The sequence below is a fragment of the Streptomyces clavifer genome (genome assembly GCF_036345975.1).
Taxonomy (GTDB): Bacteria; Actinomycetota; Actinomycetes; order Streptomycetales; family Streptomycetaceae; genus Streptomyces; species Streptomyces clavifer.
The window spans coordinates 5,514,134-5,531,619 of the sequence record NZ_CP107793.1; the positions used below are offsets into that span (position 1 = coordinate 5,514,134).

Below are 17,486 nucleotides of genomic sequence, written 5' to 3' on the forward strand. Positions count from 1 at the left end.
CGGGACCCGGGGGAGAGGAACAGATGTTGTACCGGAAGACGGCCGCGGTGACGGCGGCCACCGCCGCACTGGCGGCACTGGCTGCACCGCACACCGCGTACGCAGCCGACGGGCCGCGGGACACCGCCCGGCCGGCCCTCGACGGCAGCGGCGAGTGCACCTTCCCGATGAAGGAGCAGTTCGCGGGCCGGCCCTGGCCGCTGCAGCGCGTCCTGCTCGACGAACTCTGGCAGGACACCAAGGGCAAGGGCGTGAAGGTCGCGGTCATCGACACCGGCGTCGACATCGCCAATCCGCAGCTCACCGGGGCCGTCGACACCTCCGCCGGCCGCAACCTCCTCAAGGGCGGCAGGAGCGACGTCACCACCGACGAGGTCGGCCACGGCACCAAGGTCGCCGGCATCATCGCGGCCCGTCCCCGCAAGGGAACGGGATTCGTCGGGCTCGCCCCCGAGGCCACGATCATCCCGATCCGGCAGAACGACGAGAAGAACAGCGGCAAGGACACCACCATGGCCACCGCGATCGACCACGCGATCGCCGAGGGGGCCGGGGTCATCAACATCTCCCAGGACACCACCAAACCGCTCGGCGAGGACTCCGCGCTGGGCAGGGCCGTGGCCAGGGCGCTCGCCAAGGACATCGTCGTCGTCGCCTCCGCCGGCAACGACGGCATGGACGGCACGTTCAAGAAGACATACCCGGCGGCCTTCCCCGGAGTCCTCGCCGTCGCCTCCTCGGACCGCAACAACGAACGGGCGGCCTTCTCCCAGGCCGGAGAGTTCGTGGGCGTGGCCGCCCCGGGCGTCGACATCGTCTCGACCGTCCCGGGCGACGGACAGTGCACCGACAACGGGACCAGCTTCTCCGCTCCGTACGTCGCAGGTGTCGCTGCCCTCCTCGTCGCCAAGTACCCCGACTGGAAGGCCTCGGAGATCGTCGCCCGTATCGAGCAGACCGCCGAGCGCTCCGTCAACGGCCACGACGCCTTCGTCGGCTGGGGCGTCGTCGACCCGGTACGCGCACTCGCCGGGGACGAGGACGACGTCCCCCTGGCGGCCGCGCGCCCCGACCCGGCACCGCCCAGGGCGCCGGCTCCGGAGCCCGCGCACCTGGCGATGTACGAGACCTCGCAGGAACGCAGCGAGCGGTACGCCACCTACGCCCTCGCCCTGGCGGCCGTCCTGGTCTGCGTCGTGGCGGGCACCGCGACGGTCGTCCGTGACGTCCGGCGACGGCGCGAAGTGCGCTGACGGTGTCCGACGGTGAGGTGCGTTACTCGCCGCGGAGCCCGGTTGGGCGGCGATGACGAAGTGGCTAGGGTGGTAGCAGACTTCACGTGTGTGACGGGGGAACGAGAAGTGGACGAGCTCGATCACGGGGTGTGCGCACACCGCCGGACGCTTCTTGGAACCCGTACTGAACCCCTGTCCGCGACCTGCGGACAGGCCCGGGAACTGAGAGATAGGACTTCCGGATGAGCAACACCGGTTCCGGTTTCGGACTTGCCGACGATCCGATCGTCCAGGCGAAGAACAAGGTCATCGAGACCGCCGAGGCGGTCTCCAAGCAGTCCCGCGAACTCGCCGACATCCTCGCCACCGTCAGCGCGGGCTGGACGGGTGTCGGCGCCGGCGGGTTCACATCCGCACAGATCGCGATCAACGAGGACCACGACGAGATCCGCCGCCTGCTGCAGGTGCTCCTCAACGGTGTGAGCCAGACGAAGAACCTCAGCAACGCCAACGACGACGAGGTCCGTGCGGCCTTCGCCGCCGTGAAGGAATCGGCGTCCTCGGGCAACACGTCCGGGCTCAACAACTACTGAGCGGACCGCCCCACCCACGCACACGCCGCACGCCTGATCACGGAGGAGCAGACAGATGGCCGGAGATCCGAACACCCGGGTCAAGTACGAGAGCGTCCAGGAGATGGCGAACCGCATCCGTGTGGTCTCGCGCAACATCATCAAGGACCTCGAGGAGATGGACGCCGCCCTGAAGGTCGTCACCGACACCTGGGACGGTGACGCCCACGCCGGGTACGTCGTCCTCCAGGGGAAGTACAAGGGCAAGGCCGACCACATGAAGAACCGTCTCGAGCAGACGGCGAAGATCATCGAGAACGGCAAGGACAGCTACCGCTCCACGGACATCAAGGCCTCGCGCCTGTTCGACGAGGCGTACTGACCGACGCACGCACGGAAGAGGGGCACGCCCACCGGGCCGTGCCCCTCTTCCGTGCGTCCACGCAGGCGAAGGCCGCCTACTTCAGGTCGAACTCGCCGTCCCGCGCGCCCAGGACGAAGGCCCGCCACTCGGCCTCCGTGTAGCGCAGCACGGTCTCCGGATCCAGGGAGGACCGCATCGCGACGGCACCGCCCGGCAGGTGGGCGATCTCGACCCGCTCCTCGGCCTCCTCGGTACCGGGGGCGCTCAGCCACTCCACCCCCGAGATGTCGAGTGCGTACAGCTCGTCCTTCTCCTGCTGAGTGCCCATCAGACGCCTTTCTCTCCGGCGGCGAAGCGCCCACCACCGGGTATTCGTGCTTACGGCCTGACTGCTGATTATCCCTGCTCCTGCGCGCGGGGTCACCGGAACCGGACGATCGCCGACTCCGCCCGCGCGGCGGCCGTCGCATCAGCCGCAGAGGTCCTCGAGCGCTCGCCGGCAGGCGGTCCGAGCACTGCTCCGGCAGCGTTGTGCCTCTTCATCTCCGATCGCGCAGAGGTCATGGGCGTACCCCGCGTCGCCCCGCCGGGGGGCGGCGCAGCCGTACCGAGTGTGCGCCAGGAGTGGGCCTCAGGGATCACCACCGGATCACGGCGTCGTGGTGGAGCAGCCGTGGTTCTTGCCGACGGAGGTGACGAAGTCGGCGAAAACCGCCTTGGCCGGAGGGGTGCCGGGGGATTCCAGGGAGGCTGTGTAGGCGGGGCCGAGCTCCATCGAGAAGTACGTCGGTGTGCCCGAGCAGTCGGCCACCACATGCCGTTGGTCGAAGCCCGAGACGCGCAGGCCCGCGAGGCCCGGCTGTTCCCCGAAACCGGGGGAGGAGGCGATGGCTTCCAGGAGTCGCGGTTCCTGCGTCACGACGAAGGTGGCGTGCCCGCTCACTTCGCAGGCCCAGACGGGGCCGTTCCGCTCCTGGACCGTCTGGTGTGCCGTTTCCCTTTCTGCGGCCGATCCGGGGAAGGCCAGGCCCTTGATGCCGCACACCGCGTCGTCCGGGACCGTCCGGGGGGCCGGGGCGGCCTGGAGTGCGCCGGGCACGGTGAGCGGCCGGTCGGTCGCGCACCCCGCCCGTTGTGCGGCCCTGTTCGCCACGTCGGTCAGCAGCCGGGCCAGTGCGGTGGGGTCGGAGCCCTGGGGCGCGTAGCCCTCGATGATGCGCGGGGCCGTATCCGCGCAGTCGGCCGGCAGGAGTACCCAGCCGTGGTCCTTGCCCACTCCGCCGGTCGCCGGTCCGGAGAAGAAGGACGCCGTGGCAGGACTGGGCCAGCGGCCGTCGGTGAAAGCGAAGTCACCCCGCTCGTGGGTCCCCGAGATCCTGATATGCCCCGCTCCGGCCCCGGACGGGAAGGACGGGGCCTCGACGGTGCAGGAGAACTCCAGCTCGTCGCCCGGCCGGGCATCCAGGCCGTTCCCGTCGGAGATACGGCCGCCCCCGGACAGCACGGAGTCGGCCCGCGCGGTGGACACGAGGCCCCCGCACACCTCGTCCGCGGCGGCGAGGTTGGTGTTCAGCCACACGTGGACGGCCGCGAGCACGACACCGAGTGCCAGTACCGGAGCGATCCACTTCCACCGGAGTGCCCGGTGACCCTTGCCCTGTGTCATGTCCTACTTCCTCGTGCGTAGCGCCGAGTACGCGTCCTCGCGCCCCGTGATGTAACTCTGCTTGGCTTCTCCCTTGGCATGGTCGTGTGCCTCCGAGCCGGCGAAACTCCGTTCGTTCCCCCACGCGTCGAGGAGGTTGTTCGTGCCCGCGATCCCCGCCGAGGTGTTGGTGCTCTCCTCGGCGCGGGCCGCGTCCTCCGCCTCGGCGGCGACGTCCTTCGAGTACTCGTAGGTGGCCGCGTCGACCATGCGCTGGACCGGATCGCCCACGACGGGGATCTGGGTGAAGAGGCCACCGACGCCGTGGTACGTGTACCGCATCTGGTCGTTGAGGTTCCCGATTTTGGTGTCGCGGTCGTCGAGGGTCATGTCGGAGCCGATGGCGTTCATCGCTCCGTACACCTCGCCGACGTGGCGTGCCTTGTTGTCCCAGTCGCCGACGACATTGCCCACCTGCTCCGGCGGAGCGTCCTTCGCGGTGAGGAGGTATTCGGCCGCGTACCGCTTCTCGTTCTCGTACAGGAGGTCGTAGACGAGTACGGGCTCGCCATCGGCCGTCTCCCCGTACGGGGCATCCGAAACCCCGCGCATCACACGCAGAAGGCTGTGCTTGGAACTGGTGATCCCGGACTCGTCGCCGCGGCCGCTGATCTCGTCGAGGCCGGTGGGGCTGCCCGGGGCCGTGCCGCTGAGAATGGCGTGGGTGTCGACCGTGTAGTCCGACAGGGCACGGCCGAGGGGCACCTTCAGGTTCTGCGGGACCGTGTCGCCCTTCGAGCCCTGGTCCAGGACGCTGATGGTTTCCTGCATGACCCGGGCCTGGGCCTCCGAGTGGTGGCCGAACGACGCGCCCTCCGAGCCGGGTTCGCGGCCCGTGGTCGCCGCCTCGAGGGCAAGACCGAGGCCGATCCTGGACGTCGGGTCGTCCATGGTCGTGACGCCGTAACCGGTCACGTGCAGCTCCGGCCACTTCCTGGCGTCCTCGCCCTGGCCCGCCAGATACGCCAGGTGGTTGTTGTCCACGTGGTCGCCCCCCGAACCGTTGCCGTCCGGGTCGAAGAAGGCGGTCGCGGCGTCGGGGTTCTTGCTCATGACACCGAGCAGGCCGTCCAGCGGGTCCGTCTCGACGCCGTCCCGAAAGGCTCCCCACTGGGTGAAGTAGTTCGGCGACTCCTTGTCCAGGGCGATGAGGTCGTCACCCATGTCGTACAGGAACTGGTCGTCGTAGGGCTGGTCCGCGTGCTGCATGAGACTGACGAGCGACTGGTATCCGTAGAGCGGTTGGGTCCCGCTGCCGAAATTCTCGGTACCGGCCTTGTCGAGCTTGTCCGTCCACTCCCGGTAGAACGTCCCGTCGCCGCTCTCGACCCACTTCTTGAAGGCCGGCGATCCGGGCGGGGCGTCCTTCACACTGCCGGGGACCTTCGTTGCGGTGGCGATGGTGTTGGCCAGCCCGCGCTGGATGTCCTGGTACTGGCCCCTGTGCTTCGTGTCCGAGTCGAAGGCACGGTCGTTGAGCTTGGTGTTGACCTTCATGAGGCCGTCCGGGCCGAGCCCGTTCAGCAGTGTCTGCGAGAACGCCTTGTCATGGGAGTTGTCCCGGACCGAGCGCTGGAACTCCGCCATGTCGGCGGCGGAGACCTTGTCGCCGTTGTTGATCCGGGTCGCTATCTCCTGGGTGTTCTCCGCTTCGTACTTCTCGACGTCGCCCTGTGCCTGCCCGTTGAAGCCGACACCCGCCGTCGCGTCGTTCCTGCCGCCGATGCCGTCCACCGTGACGGCGTCCAGAGCGATCTTCACCCCCTGGTCGGCGTCGTCCACGGCCTTGACGCAGTCGTCTATCGCGCCGGACCACGAGCTCACCGCCGTGCGCACACTCGCCGCGTAGTCCGGGTCGTGACGCATGGCGTTGCGTTCGCCCTCGGTGAGATCACTGGTGTCGTACGTGACGACCCCGGCCTCGGACACCCGCATCCCCGCCTTGACGGCCTCGGCGACCTTGTTCTCGAGGTTTCTCTTCAGCCGGACGAAGTCGGCGTGGGCATCACGCAACAACGAAGCTATGGCCTTGGCCTGAACCTGCGCGGCGGAGTACTCGTAGCGCGTCGCGGCGAAGTTGGTCTGGGCGGTGAAGGCGCTCCGGCCCATCCAGGTCGGCCCGAGGGTGATGCTCTGGACGCTCTCCCCGTACCGGCCCTCCACCTTCTTCAGCTCCGCGGCCATGCCGTCCCACTTGCCCGCCGCGGTGGTCAGCTGGGAGAGGTCGGTCGTCATGACCTCGTGATACGTGAGCATGTGGTCCCCCGTCGGTTCGTCGTTCGTCGGCCGCGGTGGGCGGCGCTGTCCGTCCGGCTACGTGATCTGTGCGTACAGGGCCCGGCTCAGGTCCGTCAGCTGCTTCCCGTCGAGGCGGTCCGTGTCCGCGTCGCCCGGCGTGAGCAGCAGAGCGGCGTGGCCCTCACCGTCGGGCTCGACCCGCACCGTGGCGTAGTCGCCGGTCGAACCGAGCACCGGACGGCCCGGCGCGCCCTTCTCCGTGCTGCGCAGATAGGAGTTGACCGCGTCGACTTCCTGCCCGCTCACGCTCACCAGCAAGGGGGCCAGCAGGTACTCCGGCTGCGGCTTCTCCGCCGCGATGAGGTGGACCTGCACCGACTGCTCGCCGACGTGGAACCAGCAGCTGACCAGCGCCCCGGGGTTACCGGCGAACGGCTCGTCCTGCTCGGCCTCGAAGCCGTTCTCGGCCGTGGCCGTGGACTCGTCGCCGCCGCCGGGTGCGAGGCCGGGGCCGGCCTCGCCCGGGATCTCCGCGGCGGACGCGGCCTTCGCGAAGTCGTACGGGAGCGGGCAGGTGTCCGCGCCCTCGGGGCCCACCTCGTCCGCCGTCTCCGCGAGGCCCTCGACGCTCACGGACGGACCGGTGCCGCTGCCGGTGTCCGTCTGGCAGCCGGTGAGCAGCGCCGTCATCAGCACCGCCGCACAGCACACCGCGTAGCGCGATCCGCGCATGGGCGCACCCGTCTCTCGTCGTTCCGCTGTCGGACGCATACCCCTACAACCCGTCGAGACCGGAGGCGTACGGCCCGGTCGGGGGCCTGAGGACGGGAGAGAACTGGGAGTTGACCTCGAGTTCGTTGCCGCCGAACAGGGTGGAAGCCCCGCGCAGCGAGTTCTTCTCCGCGGAGAGCCGGCCCATCAGCACCTTGACCTGCTTGTCCCAGGTCTCCGTCACCTTCTTCAGACCCGCCCCGGTGTCCCAGCCGGCGAACTCCTTGACCGCAGTGGCGGAGGACTCGTCCGCCCAGTCGGCGGCCTTCCTGGTGTCCGGCTCCAGCTCGGTCTCTATGGTGTTCGCCGCGGCCTTCTTCTCCGCCGGGGTGGACGCCAGGTCGGCCCGGCCCCCGAGACCGGGCAACGGACCCTCGTCCACGCCGTTCAGCCGCATGGACGTGCCCTGCGGTGCCGGGGGCTGCGCACGCAGCAGGCCCCAGTCCTCGTCGAATCCCACGCGTCCCCCGTATGCCGGTGTGTGCCCGGACCTGCCGTCGCGCGACCCCGTTCCGGGCCTTTGTGTGTAGGCCGCACAGGAAGCCAAAGCTAACGCATGGCTCACCCGGCCCCGGCTCCGGCCCGGGAACCGGAACGGCGGGTACCGGGTGCGGGAGGCCCGCGCCCGGTACCCGCCCCGGCCCTCAGTGCTGTTGCGGCAGCCGCCCCGTCTGGACCAGCGGGGTCCCGCGCCGGCGTGAGGCGAAGTAGCCGCGCCCCGGCGGCATCGCGTGGCCTCGCACGGACCCGATCAGCTCGCCCTCGGACGGGTCGCCGGCCAGCACCACACCCTGCGCGCCCAGTTCCTTGATGCGCTGCATGAAGCCCTCGTACATCGCCCTCGACGCACCCGCCGAGTTGCGCGCGATGATGAAGCGGACCCCGGTGTCCCGGGCGAACGGCAGGTACTCCGCGAGCGGCGCCAGCGGATTGCCCGCGTTCGTGGCCACCAGGTCGTAGTCGTCGACGATGATGAAGATCTGCGGCCCCGACCACCAGCTGCGGTCCCGCAGCTGCTGCGGCGTCACATCGGTCGGAGGCTGGCGGCGCGAGAACACCCCCGCGAGCGCCTCCATGTGCATCTGCATCGCGCTCGCCATCGGCGCGTACTCCAGCAGATGGGACTCGGGCAGCGCCCCCAGCAGGGCCCGCCGGTAGTCACCGACGACGATCTTCGCCTCGTCGGGGGAGTAGCGCTCCGCGATCTGCTTGGCGATCAGCCGCAGCAGGTTGGTCTTGCCGGACTCGCTCTCACCGAAGACCAGGAAGAACGGGTCCGTCTCGAAGTCGACGAACACCGGCTCCAGCGAGGTCTCGTCGATACCGATCGCGATCCCCCGCTCGGGGAACTCGAAGCCCTTCGGCAGCTGGTCCGCGGGCAGTTTGCGCGGCAGCAGCCGCACGGACGGCGCCGCCGGCCCCGCCCAGTTCGCCTTCACGGCCTCCACGAACGCGGCGGTGCCCTCCGAGAGGTCGTCACCACTGCTGACGGAGTCGATACGCGGCAGGGCGCTCATGAAGTGCAGCTTCTCCGGAACCTGGCCACGGCCGGGCACACCCGTCGGGACGTTCGCCGCGACCTTGCGGTCGAACTCCGAGTCCATGACGTCACCGAGCCGCAGTTCGAGCCGCCCGAGGATCTGGTCCTTCAGCGCCGCCCGCACCTCCATGTAGCGGGCCGCGGTGATCACCACATGGATGCCGTAGCCGAGACCGCGCGAGGCGATGTCCGTGATGACCTGCTCGAGCCCCTCGTACTCTGCCCGGAAACCGCCCCAGCCGTCGATGACCAGGAACACGTCGCCCCAGGCCTCACCGGGCAGTTCGCCCCGGGCACGCTTGCGCCGGTAGGTGGCGATGGAGTCGATGGAGTGGGCCCGGAAGAACTCCTCGCGCCGTGTGAGGACGCCCCCGACCTCCGCGACCGTCCGGCGCACCCGCTCCGGATCCAGCCGTGACGCCATCCCGCCGACATGCGGGAGGCCCGCCAGCGAGACGAGACCGCCACCGCCGAAGTCCAGACCGTAGAACTGCACCTCGTGAGGAGTGTGGGTGAGGGCGAACGAGGAGACCAGGGTCCGCATCATGGTCGACTTCCCGGACTGCGGACCACCCACGACCAGCATGTGACCCGCCGCGCCGGAGAAGTCGCGGTACAGCACCTCACGCCGCTGCTCGAACGGCTTGTCGATCAGGCCGAGCGGTACGGTCAGACCACCGGGCCGGGTGTACTCGGTCGACGTGAACCCGCGGTCCGCGGTGGCCGCCAGCCCCGGCAGCAGCTGGTCCAGCGTCGGCGCCCGGTCCAGCGGAGGCAGCCACACCTGGTGGGCGGGCACGCCCTGTCCCTCCAGCCGCCGCACGATCACGTCGAGCACCGTGTCGGCGAGCGCGTCGTCGTCCGCCGTGCGCGCCGGCAGGTGCGCCGGATCGGGTGCCGCGTACACGACGGGCACGGGCGCGGCGCTGAACACCGCGGGCCGCCGCTCGATCGGCAGCTGTCCGACCGACAGGTCCGGGCCGCCCGTGCGGTAGGTCCCCGACACGTACGCCGCCTTGAAGCGGGTCATCTCGTCCGTGCCGAACTTCAGGTAGCCCGACCCCGGCACCGACGGCAGGTGGTACGCGTCCGGCACGCCCAGCGCCGTGCGCGACTCGGCCGCCGAGAAGGTCCGCAGACCGATCCGGTACGAGAGGTACGTGTCCAGGCCGCGCAGCTTGCCCTCCTCCAGACGCTGCGAGGCGAGCAGCAGATGCACGCCCAGTGAACGGCCGATCCGGCCGATCTGGATGAACATGTCGATGAAGTCCGGCTTCGCGGTCAGGAGTTCGGAGAACTCGTCGATGACGAGCACCAGCGAGGCCAGCGGCTCCAGGGCCGCGCCCGCGCCCCGGGCCTTCTCGTAGTCGTGGATGTTGGCGTAGTTGCCCGCCGAGCGCAGCAGCTCCTGCCTGCGCTGCAGCTCACCGCGGATCGCGTCGCCCATGCGGTCGACCAGGGTCAGGTCGTCCGCGAGGTTGGTGATGACCGCCGCCACGTGCGGCATCTGCGACATCCCGGCGAACGTCGCACCACCCTTGAAGTCGGCGAGCACGAAGTTCAGCGTCTCCGAGGAGTGCGTCACCGCGAGCCCGAGCACCAGGGTCCGCAGCAGCTCCGACTTGCCGGAACCCGTCGCCCCGACGCACAGCCCGTGCGGCCCCATTCCCTCCTGCGCGGCCTCCTTGAGGTCCAGCATCACCGGCTGGCCGTCCTCGCCGACACCGATCGGCACCCGCAGCCGCTCCGAGACCGACCGGGGCCGCCAGGTGCGCGCCACGTCGACCGAGGCCGCGTCCCCCAGATTCAGCAGATCCGTGAAGTCCAGGTTGGCCAGCAGCGGTTCGTCGTCGTCGCCCCCGCCCATACGCAGCGGCGCCAGCTGACGGGCCAGTGCCTCCGCGGCCTCCAGGGAGATGCCGTCCGGTACCCCCTCGTACGCCAGACCCGCGCCGGACTCCAGCCGCAGCAGCCCCGGCCGCACCACGATCGACAGCCCGCCGCGCGGCTCGTCGAGCTCACCCGGCACCACCTCGACGATCGTCACGCCCTGCAGGCCCTCGGCCGCCGCGAACAGCGAGTCCGGCGGAACCATCCCGCCGTCCAGGACCACCACGATGTGCGGCTGGTCCAGCACCGGCCGGTTCTCCCGCCCGAACCGCGGACGCCCGTCGAGCCGGCCTGCCAGCAGCGGCTCCAGCTCACCCAGGTCGTCCCCGAACAGCCGCTTCGTACCGGCCCCGTCGACCTGCCCCGGTACCTGCGTGTGCGGCAGCCACTTCGTCCAGTCCCAGCGCCCCACCGCACCCGGCGCCGCCACGACGGCGACCATCAGGTCATCGGGGGAGTGCATCGTCACCAGCTGCGCCACCAGCGACCGCGCCGTCGACTGGGCCGCGTCGGGCCGGCCGGACACGGTCACGTGGTAGAAGGCGCGCATCGAGACCGCCATCGGCAGGCCGTCCAGCGTCCCGTGCACCGCGAGGAACTGCTGCATCGCCCCCGCGGACATGGGTTCCAGCTCATCCACCGGGGCGGTGTCCGGAGCGACCAGGGGAGTCGACAGCTGCTGCGCCCCGAGCCCCACCCGTACCTGCGCGAAGTCCTTGTCGCCGACGCGCCGCTCCCACACCCGGCTGCCCTCGGCCACCACCGACCAGAGCTGCTCCGGCGCGGGGTGCAGGTACAGCTGCACGTCGCGCTGGGAACGCGCCGTCCGGCGCACCGTCCGACGCGTCTGGGCAAGGTACTTGAGGTAGTCACGCCGGACATCGCCCATTTGCCCCTGCGTACCGCGACGGTGCCGGACGATCTGGGCGACCACCATCGCGACGGTCGAGACGAGCATCAGCACACCCATGATCCGCATGAACGGAGGTGCCTGCGGAGAGAAGAAGAAGACCACCGACGAGCCCATGCCGAGGACCGGCAGGATCTGCATCAGCATGCCCTCCTGCTGCCCGCGCGGCAGTTCGGGAGGAGCCTCCAACGTCAACGCGTCCGCGGGTACTTCCGGCGGCAGGGACCGCGGGGGTCGTTTCACGACGATCTGGCTCACCGGAACACCAATCCCTCCATACGGACGGGCGGAGGGCCGGTCTGGTCCGCGCCGACGCCCCCGTGGCTGCGTGTGCTGCGGACGTGCCTCCGCGCGACGGTGATCCTACGTGCAGGCCGCCTTCAGCCCTCCCGGTAGGGTGGCGCGCGCACTGTGCGCAACCGCGAATCAGGGGGACCAGACACGTGAGTACGAACGCAGCGACGGGTTTCTGCCGCGTCACTGTCGTGGCACCCGACAGCCGCATCGACGTCGCCCTCCCGGAGGACATCGCAGTCGCCGACGTCTACCCCGAGATACTGCGTCTCACGGGCCAGACCCAGGCTGCCGGCACACCCACCGGCTATCACCTCGTACGCCGCGACGGCACCGTCCTCGACGGCGCCCGCACGCTCTCCGCCCAACAGGTGCTCGACGGCGAACTCCTCAGCCTGCGGCCCTTCGCGCAGTCGCTGCCGCCCGCAGTCTTCGACGACGTCTCGGACGCCGTCGCCTCGGCCGTCACCCGCGACCGCCACCTGTGGAGCGACGAACTCCTGCGCGGCGCGGGACTGGTGGGCGGCGTCCTGCTGCTCGTACTGATGGGCTTCGTCCTCTGGTTCGCGGACCCCGTACGCCACGACATGCACAGCCTGCCCGGCATCATCGCGGGCTCCGCGGGACTCCTGCTGACCGCCTTCGCGGGGGTGCGCGCCCGGGTCTACGCGGACCGGTCCACGGCCGTCGCGCTCGGGCTCGGCGCGCTCCCCCTCGTCCTCATCGCGGGCTCCGGCATCATCGGCGCCGACGCCGGCCAGGGCCCCGGACGGCTGCAGTTCCTGCTCGGCTGTGTCGCCGTCCTGCTCGCCTCGGTCGTCCTGGTCGCCCTCACCCCGAGCGGCGACGCACCGTTCGTCGCGGCGACCTTCCTCGCCACCGTCGGCACCCTCGCCACCTTCGTCGCGATCCTCACCGAGGTCTCGGCCACCGAGACCGCGTCCGTCACCCTCGTCGTCGCCCTCGGCCTGGTCGCGTTCCTGCCCGGCCTCTCCGCCCGCTTCGCCCGGCTGCCCATCGGCTACGCGTCCCCGAGCACCGCCGCCGGCTACGACGACACCTTCACCGAACCGGGCACCGCACCCGAGGCCGGTCCCGAGCCCGTCGACGCCGACCGCATCGCCGCCCAGGCCCGCCGCGGCCACGAGATGCTCCTCGGCCTGGTCGGCGGCTGCGCCGCGGTCGTCGTCGGCTCCGCCGCCGTACTCGGCTTCTCGCACAACATCTGGGGCCAGGTGCTGGCCCTCACCGCCGGACTCGCGATGCTGCTGCGCGCCCGCCTCTTCCGCTACACCTCCCAGGTCGCCTGCGTCCTGGTGGCCGGCATCGGCGCCACGGGCCTGCTCGTCCTCGGCCTCGCACTCAACCCGCCGGCCGACCTGCTGTACGACCTGGTGCGCTACGGGGACCGGGGCTCCCTGGACATCCGTACGATCTGGCTCTCGGCAGCGGTCGCCGCGGGAGCGGCTCTCCTGACCGCCATCGGCCTCGTCATCCCGCGCAAGGGCCTCTCCCCCTTCTGGGGCCGGCTCCTCGACCTCACGGAGAGCGCACTGCTGCTCTCCCTGGTCCCGCTCTGCCTGGCCGTGCTGGACGTCTTCACGCGCGCCAGGGCCATGACCGGCTGACGCCCGTCGGAGGTACCCCGAACGGCTGGTACTCTGACCAGTGGCCGTTTGTGTACGCGTCTCCGGATCATCCTGGGGACTGCGCTCATCGGACCTTCGCCTCCGAGTCACGGAAGCTCCCCTGAGATCAAGACCAGGGGCACTCGTGGGCGCATCGAACACCAAGAGGAGTACGCGTGCCGCTCGACGCCGCTACGAAGAAGCAGATCATGTCCGAGTTCGCCCAGAAGGAGGGTGACACCGGATCCCCCGAGGTCCAGGTCGCCATGCTCTCCCGCCGGATCTCGGACCTGACGGAGCACCTCAAGACGCACAAGCACGACCACCACTCCCGTCGTGGTCTGCTGATCCTGGTCGGCCAGCGTCGCCGCCTCCTTCAGTACCTGGCCAAGAAGGACATCCAGCGCTTCCGTGCGCTCGTCGACCGCCTCGGCATCCGCCGCGGTGCGGCCGGCGGCGCCAAGTAAGGACGCTGTGAGAGGGAGCGGTTCCCCCATTCCAGGGGGCCGCTCCCTTTGCTGTACGTGCGCGACCGGGGTCAGGCTCAGTAACCTGGACGCACGACAACAGAACGAGGAGAGGCGCGCCACGGCCGCCGCCGGTCCTCGGTAGTGGCCTCCGGGACAACGCCCGGTGGCTTCGATCGAAGACCGGCCCGCACACACGGGCGCGCTTCTCCACACCGTCCTCCGCCACACGGGCGGAAGGACGAAAGACGACGAGTATGGAGAAATCACTAGTGGAGAACGAGACCCACTACGCCGAAGCCGTGATCGACAACGGCACCTTCGGCACCCGCACCATCCGCTTCGAGACGGGCCGCCTGGCCAAGCAGGCCGCCGGCTCCGCCGTCGCGTACCTGGACGACGACACCATGGTGCTGTCGGCCACCACCGCTTCCAAGCGGCCCAAGGACCAGCTCGACTTCTTCCCCCTCACGGTGGACGTCGAGGAGCGGCAGTACGCGGCCGGCAAGATCCCCGGCTCCTTCTTCCGCCGCGAGGGCCGGCCCTCCGAGGACGCGATCCTCACCTGCCGCCTGATCGACCGCCCGCTGCGCCCCTCCTTCAGGAAGGGCCTGCGCAACGAGATCCAGATCGTCGAGACGATCATGGCGCTCAACCCCGACCACCTGTACGACGTGGTCGCCATCAACGCCGCCTCCGCCTCCACGATCCTGGCGGGCCTGCCCTTCTCCGGCCCCATCGGCGCCACCCGCGTCGCCCTGATCAAGGGCCAGTGGGTCGCCTTCCCGACGCACACCGAGCTCGAGGACGCCGTCTTCGACATGGTCGTCGCCGGGCGCGTCCTGGAGGACGGCGACGTCGCGATCATGATGGTCGAGGCCGAGGCCACCGAGAAGACCATCCAGCTCGTCAAGGACGGTGCCGAGGCCCCGACCGAAGAGGTCGTCGCCGCCGGTCTCGAGGCCGCGAAGCCCTTCATCAAGGCGCTCTGCAAGGCCCAGTCCGACCTCGCCGCCAAGGCCGCCAAGCCCACCGGCGAGTTCCCGGTCTTCCTCGACTACCAGGACGACGTCCTGGAGGCGCTCAGCAAGGCCGTCAGCACCGAGCTCTCCAAGGCGCTCACCATCGCCGGCAAGCAGGAGCGCGAGGCGGAGCTGGACCGCATCAAGGAGATCGCGGGCGAGAAGCTCCTCCCGGCCTTCGAAGGCCGCGAGAAGGAGATCTCCGGTGCCTACCGCGCGCTGACGAAGAAGCTGGTCCGCCAGCGCGTCATCAAGGACAAGGTCCGCATCGACGGCCGCGGCGTCACGGACATCCGTACGCTCGCCGCCGAGGTCGAGGCCATCCCGCGCGTGCACGGCTCGGCGCTGTTCGAGCGTGGCGAGACCCAGATCCTGGGCGTCACCACCCTCAACATGCTCCGTATGGAGCAGCAGCTGGACACCCTTTCCCCGGTGACCCGCAAGCGCTACATGCACAACTACAACTTCCCGCCGTACTCCGTCGGCGAGACCGGCCGCGTGGGCTCGCCCAAGCGCCGCGAGATCGGCCACGGCGCGCTCGCCGAGCGCGCCATCGTGCCGGTGCTGCCGTCGCGCGAGGAGTTCCCCTACGCGATCCGCCAGGTCTCCGAGGCGCTGGGCTCCAACGGCTCGACGTCCATGGGCTCGGTCTGCGCCTCCACCATGTCCCTGCTGAACGCCGGTGTGCCCCTCAAGGCCGCCGTCGCCGGTATCGCCATGGGCCTGATCTCCGAGGAGATCGACGGCAAGACCCACTACGTCGCCCTCACCGACATCCTCGGTGCGGAGGACGCCTTCGGCGACATGGACTTCAAGGTCGCCGGTACGAAGCAGTTCGTGACCGCGCTCCAGCTCGACACCAAGCTCGACGGCATCCCCGCCTCGGTCCTGGCCGCCGCGCTGAAGCAGGCCCGTGACGCGCGTCTGCACATCCTGGACGTCATGAACGAGGCCATCGACGTCCCGGACGAGATGTCCCCGAACGCCCCGCGGATCATCACCGTCAAGATCCCGGTGGACAAGATCGGTGAGGTCATCGGCCCCAAGGGCAAGATGATCAACCAGATCCAGGAGGACACCGGCGCCGACATCACGATCGAGGACGACGGCACCATCTACATCGGTGCCCAGCAGGGCTCGCAGGCCGAGGCCGCCCGCGCCACGATCAACGCGATCGCCAACCCGACCATGCCGGAGGTCGGCGAGCGCTACCTGGGTACGGTCGTCAAGACCACCACCTTCGGTGCCTTCGTCTCCCTGATGCCCGGCAAGGACGGTCTGCTGCACATCTCGCAGATCCGCAAGCTCGCCGGTGGCAAGCGCGTGGAGAACGTCGAGGACGTGCTCGGCGTCGGCGCCAAGGTCCAGGTCGAGATCGCGGAGATCGACTCCCGCGGCAAGCTCTCCCTCATCCCCGTCATCGAGGGCGAAGAGGACGAGAAGAAGGACGACACCGACAAGTGACGTCCCGTAGTTCCGTGACGACGGCCCGCCCCTCCTCGGAGGGGCGGGCCGTCGCCCGTACCCAAACGCTTCTCAAGGGCACCAACGGCATCGGCACCGTCCGCCGCACCGTTCTCCCCGGCGGCCTCCGTGTGGTCACCGAGACCCTGCCCTCCGTCCGCTCCGCCACCTTCGGGATCTGGGCCAACGTCGGATCACGCGACGAGACGCCCACCCTGAACGGCGCGACGCACTACCTCGAACACCTCCTCTTCAAGGGCACCGCCCGGCGCAGCGCCCTCGACATCTCCTCCGCGATCGACGCGGTCGGCGGCGAGATGAACGCCTTCACGGCGAAGGAGTACACCTGTTACTACGCGCGGGTCCTGGACACCGACCTGCCGCTGGCCATCGACGTCGTCTGCGACATGCTGACCGGCTCGCTGATCGCCCCCGAGGACGTCGACGCCGAGCGCGGCGTCATCCTCGAGGAGATCGCGATGACGGAGGACGACCCGGGCGACTGCGTGCACGACCTGTTCGCGCACACCATGCTCGGCGACACCCCGCTGGGCCGCCCGGTCCTCGGCACCGTCGACACGATCAACGCGCTGAACCGCGGCCAGATCGCCCGCTTCTACAAGAAGCACTACGACCCCACGCACCTGGTCGTCGCAGCGGCGGGCAACGTCGACCACGCCACCGTGGTGCGCCAGGTCCGCAGGGCCTTCGAGCGCGCCGGCGCCCTGAGCCGCACCGACGCCGTCCCCACGGCGCCGCGCGAGGGCTCACGCACCCTGCGCACCGCCGGCAGGGTCGAGCTGCTGAACCGCAAGACCGAGCAGGCCCACGTGGTCCTCGGCATGCCGGGTCTGGCCAGGACCGACGAGCGCCGCTGGGCGCTCGGCGTCCTGAACACCGCCCTCGGCGGCGGCATGAGCTCACGCCTCTTCCAGGAAGTACGGGAGAAGCGCGGCCTGGCCTACAGCGTCTACTCGTACACCTCCGGCTTCGCCGACTGCGGGCTCTTCGGGGTGTACGCGGGCTGCCGGCCCAACCAGGTGCACGACGTCCTGAGGATCTGCCGCGACGAGCTCGACCGCGCGGCGACGGACGGCCTCGGCGACGAGGAGATCGGCCGCGCCATCGGACAGCTCTCCGGCTCCACGGTCCTCGGCCTGGAGGACACCGGGGCACTGATGAACCGCATCGGCAAGAGCGAGCTCTGCTGGGGCGAGCAGATGTCGGTCGACGACATGCTGGCGAAGATCGCGGCGGTCACCCCCGACGAGGTGCGAGCCGTGGCGGCCGACGTCCTCGGCCACCGCCCCTCGCTGTCGGTCATCGGGCCACTCAAGGACAAGCAGGCGGACCGCCTCCACGAAGCGGTCTCCTGACCGCTCACGG

General features: G+C 70.0%; 13 protein-coding genes. 7 read left to right on the plus strand and 6 right to left on the minus strand.

All coding sequences use genetic code 11. The annotated features are described in order from the left end of the window. Positions 1-23 precede the first annotated feature (23 nt). The 3 genes from mycP (at position 24) to OG927_RS24295 (ending at position 2,189) form a co-directional block, all read left to right on the plus strand. A complete protein-coding gene (gene mycP, locus OG927_RS24285; RefSeq protein WP_330320765.1) occupies positions 24-1,253 on the plus strand; it encodes a type VII secretion-associated serine protease mycosin in 1,230 nt (409 codons plus the stop codon). 224 nt (positions 1,254-1,477) lie between these two features. Continuing rightward, a complete protein-coding gene (locus tag OG927_RS24290; RefSeq protein ID WP_056792850.1) occupies positions 1,478-1,828 on the plus strand; it encodes a hypothetical protein in 351 nt (116 codons plus the stop codon). Positions 1,829-1,883: 55 nt separating this feature from the next. Beyond that, on the plus strand, positions 1,884-2,189 hold the full coding sequence (locus OG927_RS24295; protein WP_056792851.1) for a WXG100 family type VII secretion target: 306 nt from the start codon (positions 1,884-1,886) through the stop codon (positions 2,187-2,189). Positions 2,190-2,265: 76 nt separating this feature from the next. On the opposite strand, the gene OG927_RS24300 is transcribed toward OG927_RS24295, so the two are convergent. The 6 genes from OG927_RS24300 to eccCa all read right to left on the minus strand — a co-directional run bounded on the left by OG927_RS24300 (position 2,266) and on the right by eccCa (position 11,483). Beyond that, the gene (locus tag OG927_RS24300; RefSeq protein WP_014048676.1) at positions 2,266-2,499 is read right to left on the minus strand and encodes a DUF397 domain-containing protein; all 234 of its coding nucleotides are present in this window, start codon (positions 2,497-2,499) and stop codon (positions 2,266-2,268) included. Between the two features lie 321 nt (positions 2,500-2,820). After that, positions 2,821-3,837 (minus strand): hypothetical protein, encoded by a 1,017-nt coding sequence (locus OG927_RS24305; RefSeq protein WP_330320766.1) that lies wholly within the window; start codon positions 3,835-3,837, stop codon positions 2,821-2,823. A 3-nt stretch (positions 3,838-3,840) separates the two neighbouring features. Continuing rightward, entirely contained in the window at positions 3,841-6,132 is a 2,292-nt protein-coding gene (locus OG927_RS24310; protein WP_056792853.1) for a DUF6571 family protein, read from the minus strand. 57 nt (positions 6,133-6,189) lie between these two features. Beyond that, positions 6,190-6,846, minus strand: coding sequence for a hypothetical protein (locus tag OG927_RS24315; protein ID WP_330320767.1), 657 nt, complete (start codon positions 6,844-6,846; stop codon positions 6,190-6,192). A 43-nt stretch (positions 6,847-6,889) separates the two neighbouring features. Beyond that, on the minus strand, positions 6,890-7,345 hold the full coding sequence (locus tag OG927_RS24320) for a hypothetical protein (RefSeq protein ID WP_057573580.1): 456 nt from the start codon (positions 7,343-7,345) through the stop codon (positions 6,890-6,892). Between the two features lie 184 nt (positions 7,346-7,529). Then, the gene (gene eccCa, locus OG927_RS24325; protein ID WP_330320768.1) at positions 7,530-11,483 is read right to left on the minus strand and encodes a type VII secretion protein EccCa; all 3,954 of its coding nucleotides are present in this window, start codon (positions 11,481-11,483) and stop codon (positions 7,530-7,532) included. 185 nt (positions 11,484-11,668) lie between these two features. On the opposite strand from eccCa, the gene eccD reads away from it, so the two are divergent. The 4 genes from eccD to OG927_RS24345 all read left to right on the plus strand — a co-directional run bounded on the left by eccD (position 11,669) and on the right by OG927_RS24345 (position 17,476). Then, a complete protein-coding gene (gene eccD, locus OG927_RS24330; RefSeq protein WP_330320769.1) occupies positions 11,669-13,147 on the plus strand; it encodes a type VII secretion integral membrane protein EccD in 1,479 nt (492 codons plus the stop codon). Between the two features lie 176 nt (positions 13,148-13,323). Further along, the gene (gene rpsO / locus OG927_RS24335; protein WP_003965855.1) at positions 13,324-13,614 is read left to right on the plus strand and encodes a 30S ribosomal protein S15; all 291 of its coding nucleotides are present in this window, start codon (positions 13,324-13,326) and stop codon (positions 13,612-13,614) included. Positions 13,615-13,886: 272 nt separating this feature from the next. Continuing rightward, entirely contained in the window at positions 13,887-16,100 is a 2,214-nt protein-coding gene (locus OG927_RS24340; RefSeq protein WP_056792856.1) for a polyribonucleotide nucleotidyltransferase, read from the plus strand. Continuing rightward, entirely contained in the window at positions 16,097-17,476 is a 1,380-nt protein-coding gene (locus OG927_RS24345) for a M16 family metallopeptidase (protein WP_330320770.1), read from the plus strand. The genes OG927_RS24340 and OG927_RS24345 overlap by 4 nt, the downstream gene beginning before the upstream one ends. Positions 17,477-17,486: the final 10 nt, after the last annotated feature.

Bases quoted from the DNA above. Each gene is read 5' to 3' on its own strand.
- OG927_RS24305 (WP_330320766.1), bottom strand. From the start codon at position 3,837: ATGACACAGGGCAAGGGTCACCGGGCACTCCGGTGGAAGTGGATCGCT.
- OG927_RS24290 (WP_056792850.1), top strand. From the start codon at position 1,478: ATGAGCAACACCGGTTCCGGTTTCGGACTTGCCGACGATCCGATCGTC.
- OG927_RS24310 (WP_056792853.1), bottom strand. From the start codon at position 6,132: ATGCTCACGTATCACGAGGTCATGACGACCGACCTCTCCCAGCTGACC.
- OG927_RS24295 (WP_056792851.1), top strand. From the start codon at position 1,884: ATGGCCGGAGATCCGAACACCCGGGTCAAGTACGAGAGCGTCCAGGAG.
- OG927_RS24300 (WP_014048676.1), bottom strand. From the start codon at position 2,499: ATGGGCACTCAGCAGGAGAAGGACGAGCTGTACGCACTCGACATCTCG.
- OG927_RS24315 (WP_330320767.1), bottom strand. From the start codon at position 6,846: ATGCGCGGATCGCGCTACGCGGTGTGCTGTGCGGCGGTGCTGATGACG.
- mycP (WP_330320765.1), top strand. From the start codon at position 24: ATGTTGTACCGGAAGACGGCCGCGGTGACGGCGGCCACCGCCGCACTG.